This is a genomic window from uncultured Marixanthomonas sp. (genome assembly GCF_963974425.1).
Classification (GTDB): Bacteria; Bacteroidota; Bacteroidia; order Flavobacteriales; family Flavobacteriaceae; genus Marixanthomonas.
The window spans coordinates 1-5,657 of the sequence record NZ_CAXBCK010000077.1; the positions used below are offsets into that span (position 1 = coordinate 1).

Annotated in this window: 6 protein-coding genes and 1 pseudogene; all 7 read right to left on the reverse strand. The window is 35.1% G+C overall.

Annotated elements, in window-relative coordinates:
- Positions 1–58 precede the first annotated feature (58 nt).
- Positions 59–493, reverse strand: a complete 435-nt coding sequence (locus tag AACZ92_RS15940; protein WP_339703506.1) for a hypothetical protein — start codon at positions 491–493, stop codon at positions 59–61.
- A gap of 150 nt (positions 494–643) precedes the next feature.
- Positions 644–1,777, reverse strand: a complete 1,134-nt coding sequence (locus tag AACZ92_RS15945) for a tyrosine-type recombinase/integrase (RefSeq protein WP_339703508.1) — start codon at positions 1,775–1,777, stop codon at positions 644–646.
- 588 nt (positions 1,778–2,365) lie between these two features.
- Positions 2,366–3,124, reverse strand: coding sequence for a hypothetical protein (locus AACZ92_RS15950; protein WP_339703511.1), 759 nt, complete (start codon positions 3,122–3,124; stop codon positions 2,366–2,368).
- 401 nt (positions 3,125–3,525) lie between these two features.
- Complete coding sequence (locus tag AACZ92_RS15955) at positions 3,526–4,182, reverse strand: alpha/beta fold hydrolase (protein ID WP_339703514.1); 657 nt, start codon at positions 4,180–4,182, stop codon at positions 3,526–3,528.
- A gap of 81 nt (positions 4,183–4,263) precedes the next feature.
- Positions 4,264–4,593 (reverse strand): hypothetical protein, encoded by a 330-nt coding sequence (locus tag AACZ92_RS15960; RefSeq protein ID WP_339703517.1) that lies wholly within the window; start codon positions 4,591–4,593, stop codon positions 4,264–4,266.
- 44 nt (positions 4,594–4,637) lie between these two features.
- The gene (locus AACZ92_RS15965; protein ID WP_339703520.1) at positions 4,638–4,955 is read right to left on the reverse strand and encodes a hypothetical protein; all 318 of its coding nucleotides are present in this window, start codon (positions 4,953–4,955) and stop codon (positions 4,638–4,640) included.
- Positions 4,948–5,657, reverse strand: a pseudogene (locus AACZ92_RS15970) (dihydroorotase); the annotation flags it as partial. The gene AACZ92_RS15965 and the pseudogene AACZ92_RS15970, both read right to left, overlap by 8 nt.

Sequence of the window (5,657 nt, forward strand, 5' to 3'; positions counted from 1 at the left end):
AGGCATTCATGTTCGGTCGTACCGACCACACGAATGCTTAGTTATTGTGCATAGTATTTTATTTGTTTTTCGGTATGTAATAAAATCGAAAGTTAGCAAAAGGCGTTCCCTCAACAGCTTTTCCTGCTGGAATTAGAGTTATGCTTTCCGCTTTTAAATCCGTTATTTTTCCATTTAATTCTCCATCGTCACGTTTTGTGTAAATTGTTTTTTCATCACTATTATATTCCCAAGTTCCAGTCATAAAAGTCTCATCTTTGTTGAAAAGAAGATATTCTCCATTCCGCTTGAATTCATAATCATTACTTGGTGATTTTGGAAGTCCGCTTATTTTTTCTCCGTTTGCTATTCCGTAATTCAATTTCCAGCGTTGAAAAAGTTCTTTTGGTAATTCCGAATTTGAGTCAGATTTTACGTTTTTATTTATTCCGCAAGAGTAGGTGAAAATCAGAATTCCGATTAGTATTATTTTTCTCAATATTTGGTTTTTCATATTATGCACAACTAGTTTATATGAACACCTTTTATGCTCTTATCAAACCAATTTGGCATGCTATGAGCAGGTTTTGTGTTTTTAATGTGTTCATATTTTTAAATATAGAAAGTATATGCTCTTTAATATTTTTCAATATAATTATTTTTATTAAATCTCATCTAACGGATTTTTAATCTTTTTTAAACTGTTTTCAGTAACATGGGTATAGATCATGGTGGTTTTTGGACTATTATGTCCTAATAGTTCCTGAATATAGCGTATATCTGTTCCGTTTTCCAATAAATGAGTTGCAAAACTATGTCGCAATGTATGTAACGTAACACCTTGTTTGGTAATACCGGCGCGTTTAACTGATTGTAAAAAAAACACACGGGCGCTACTGTTGCTATAAAGACCACCATCTTGCCCTTCAAACAAATATTTTTTAGGTCTATATTGTTTATAATACTGGCGTAACAATGTTAATATTGTAGTAGAAAGCAAGGTGTATCGATCCTTTTTCCCCTTAGCACTGCGCACAAAAAGCAACCCTCGGTTACTGTCCACATCTGTAATACGCATAGATAGTGCTTCACCAATGCGTAAACCGCCACTATAGAGTAAAGCTAATAAAGTTTTATGTTTTATGTTGTGAGTAACATCTAATATGTTTTTCACCTCTTGTTTGGTCAACACCACAGGTAATTTTTTAGGTTTTTGCGGCCTTTCTAGCGACTCTAAATGAATATCGATGCCACAAAATTCAGCATATTTTTTTATACCATTAATGCATTGATTTTGATAGGAAACGGAGTAATTCCTTACAATAACATAATCATGATTAAAACGCTGAACCCATAACGCATTGATATTTTCTGCTTTTTTTAGTTGCATATAACGTAAAAATAAAGCGGTTACACCTTTATAGGTATATATCGTATTTTTTGAAAGACGCTTTTCAAACATCCACCGCTCAAATTGATTTAACTTTTGGTTTGTATCATCCGCTATGTTTGGTAGTTGTATTGCTTTCTTTATCTGTTTAGGTTTGGGCCTTCGTGTTTTAAGCAATTCAGAATAATCTACATAACAACTCAATTCTCTTAATTCAGAAAACAAAACGTGCAATGCCTTATACTTTTTTAACACATAATATTGCTTGTAATGTTCGCTCCATTGAAAATAGTTTAGCTTGGCAACAACAGTCTTTTGTGCAAGCATAGAGTTGAAATGAATAAAATAACAAGTATGGCCATGATATATAGCTTCTGTTAATTTAATATGAAAGACTGCATTTTTCATACAGAAGAAACATTCTAAGCCTAGAAAAGGTTTAAATACAAAAATAGAGGGGAGTAGTACCTTCAAATATAAATAAAAATCCTAAACTATCACATTTTGCTTTAGGATGAACAAGGATAGCTGTATAATTATATCAGGATTTATTTAATAACCTGTATAGTTATTTTAGGACGGATCATAGTAATGTAGCTTCCACTACAGTTAGGTAACTCCACAAATACTCCACAGATAGTGTATGGATTTGTAGGATAAACACTTTTCTTCCTACAAAACATAAAAACCTGTTTTTCTCTTCTGAAATGATAAAAACAAAACTTATTAAAAATATTATTGTCAGATTTTTAATGATTTTGGTGTAAATAAATGACGGCGTTTGAAGATAGATGACTGAACCTGATACCTATTGCAACCAGATAAAAATAATTGACGACCTTTAAAAACAATTGCATTCATTTGACGATAAATGCAAACATGTCTCTAAATTTTAAGGGTTTTGTTCGGGTTTCCTTTGAGGTCTTTCGGGAACGGCTGTAGACTTGTATGTTTGTTTAATTAATAAAAATATCTGTATATACAATTAAAAAGTAGTTATGCTATTCCCACCACCCCAAATCCAACAGCATCATTGCCATGTGACACATAACGCTCCCCATTTACAAGCTGATAAAACCGTATACCCAAAAAGGCAATCCTTACACCGGTCCCATGAATAGCTTGGGTAGGGGATAAGCTATAATCTTGTTTCACTGTCTCAGGGGTTAACCAAATCGGTTCACTTTCAAATAAGGAAAAAGCCAACGTCTCAAAATCAAAGACTAAAACCCCCAGCGTAATAGAAAGTAGATCAGCTCCCTTAACCCAATGTACCTGTGAAGAATCTAGACCTGGAATATGTAAACTATGGTTGGTTGCAATATACTGGTACGAAAAAGGCAATACCTTGTTTAAAGGGCAAGCTGGCGTATAGGTAAAGCGCTGCAATAACTTTTTACCAGAGTTGGTGGCAACTCCGTTAGCTACGCGCCGCTTTCCACGATCATGTGCTGCGTCCAGATCTTTTAACTTTGTGAACAACGTCATCAATCGGCTGTGAAAATGTGTAAATGTATGTCCGGCATAGAAAGGGTACAAACTCCGTCGAAATGCTTTATTCACCTGCGAACAATGCCCAAACTCACTCCCGTTTTCCCGCACACGCTGCATACTGGCTTTCTCTTTAATGGCCTTCCCATTAAAACCACCTCCGGCCCGTCGAGCCACTGGTTTTCCATTTAAGTAATAAAAATTAATCCCTCCTATAGTTCCCGTTAATGGAACAATACCTTTTTGCTTTGCCATAACAACCAAATTTTAAAATGAATACAACCCGTTGTAATTAAAATAATTAAAGTAAATATACTAAATAATTAAATATAGGTTATAGCGTGGTTATAATATGGTTATAGCAAACTTATAATAGGGTTATAACGTATTATATTTAATAAACAAGCATAGCTACTAAAGAAAGCACAGCTGGAACTGTACTATGTTGCACAAACATCAAAAATTACTTCCTGATGCAATATCTTTCAAGTACAGCGTTTATAGTAGGTTTTCAAGGTGTAAGTTAAGATCGATAGGGTAGTAGGGGTCTTTTAGCTATAACCAGAAGTCTTTGTCCATAATCGAATGTAAGGTGATTTAGACAAATATAAGTTTTTAAGCGAGAGTGGGGCGTTGTTGGTTATTTTAATGTCGTTCTTGCTTTACTACCTTTTAGCAAGCCATTCTTTAAGTTCTTGAAAGTTTTGCGGGGCAACGCCGTGACCAACGGGGAATTCAGAATAGGCAGCATCGATTCCTAAATTCTTTAAAAAGGGTTTTGTTTTTCGTGCCCACTCTACCGGGATTACTTGATCTACACTTCCGTGAGAGGTATATATATTCAACTTGCTAAAATCTTTTTCAGTATAGCCATTTTTTAATGTTTCTTCATTAATGTAACCGCTCAACCCAATAACATTCTTTACTTTTTCAGGATAACTAAGTGCTACGGCAAAGCTTAAAATAGTGCCTTGGCTAAAGCCTAACAGCGTAACGTTGTCTTGGTCTATGTTATATTTTTCAATAATCTCATCAATACAATTCACAATAAGATCCCGAGAGGCAATGGCTTGTTTGGTGTCGCTGAATTTACCATCGGTATTGTCAAAATAAATATTATACCAAGCATTTCCGTAGGGTTGCATTGGGATAGGCGCTTTTAAGGAAATGATGGTGTAGGTATCGGGCAGTTCGCCTGCAAATGAAAAAAGATCGTTTTCATCACTTCCGAAACCGTGTAACATAATAATTACAGGTGGTTTTTCCGAAGAAGTTGAAGCGGGTTTAAAATTATGCTGAAGTTGCAACTGCTGTTTTTCCATAGGTTACAAAAATAAAAAAAGCCAGTTTCATACTAAAGTTGTGAGCGTATAAAATTGGCTAATTTTAAAAGAAATATAATTTTATCCTATTCCAGCAAACCATTGTTGAAATTGTTCGCCCAATAAGGGGACAGGTTTCTTTTCACCTTGTATGGCAGCTATGAGCCCTAAAACCCATAAAACCAAAACCCCTATATTAAGAATTACAGAAAGGATATAAATATCCAGTAACGATCCAAGCAGCGATAATGCAAGACCAAGAAGCATAATGCCGAGCATTTGCCTAATGTGATAGGCGCCCAAGGCTGTTTTGTTGTTATTGTGCATGACCAATGCAATAATCCAACCTATGAGGGTAATATAGGCTATAATTGCAATGGTTTTACCATTGTCAGTTGTGGTCTGTTCCATGATTTTAAGTGATTAGTTGTTAATACCTTATAAAGATAGGATATCTAATCTAAAAAAGTAAACCACTCTTGAAATTTCTCACTGAAGTAGGGAATGGCCTGTTTTTTATTTAAAATGGCCATTACCAAGGAAAATGCCCATAGAAAGAAAGCGATAAACCACAATATTTCTCCAAAAAACAAATCAATATAAGCTTGCGTTACTTGCGAAATAATCAATAACAACAACAACCCAAACATATTTTTAATATGCCAGGTGGTAAACTCGTGTTTATTTTCCTTATTGATAAAAAAAGCAATTAAGGTCCCTATAAAGGTAAGGTAAGCAATAATCGCCTTGGATTTTGCAGAGAGATTATCCATTTTTCTTTAGTACTAGTTTATTGTTTGCAAAAATGCCGTATGCTTTTCCTTTTAATTTTTGGTATAAAAATGCTGAATTTTTAGAAGTAGAAGTGATGTCAGCTTCTGAAAAGCTCCAGGTTTTATCTGGGTTAAAGAAGCTAAGGTTGGCTTTGTTTTCTTCTTCAATTGTTTCAGAAATTATTCCAAACCTGTTTTTCAACTGGTTTAAAGCTTTGATTGCTATTTCGGTATCTACCAAACTCCGCAAGGCTCCAAAACAAGATTCCAGCCCGATGCTTCCAAAGTAGGCGTGATCGTATTCTGTTTTTTTGTGCTCTACGTCAATAGGATCGTGATCACTGGTCACACCATCAATAACACCGTCTTTTAGACCTTTTAGCAAGGCTTTTGTGTCTTCTTTGGTGCGTAATGGCGGTAATAATTTGTAGTGCGTATCGAAATCTTCCAAGAGATCGTCCGTCAACAACAGGTTTGAAATGGAAACGCTACACGTTACATCCAATCCTTGCTTTTTAGCATTTTTAATTAGCTGAACCGACTTCTTAGTAGAAATGGTCGGGATGTGTAATTTCCCGCCAGTATATTCCAAAATATAAAGGTCACGGGTAATTTGTAGTTCTTCTGAAAAAGCCGGAATTCCTTTTAAGCCTAATTTAGTGCTGTTGATGCCTTCGTTCATCATTCCATTTTTTGCTACCG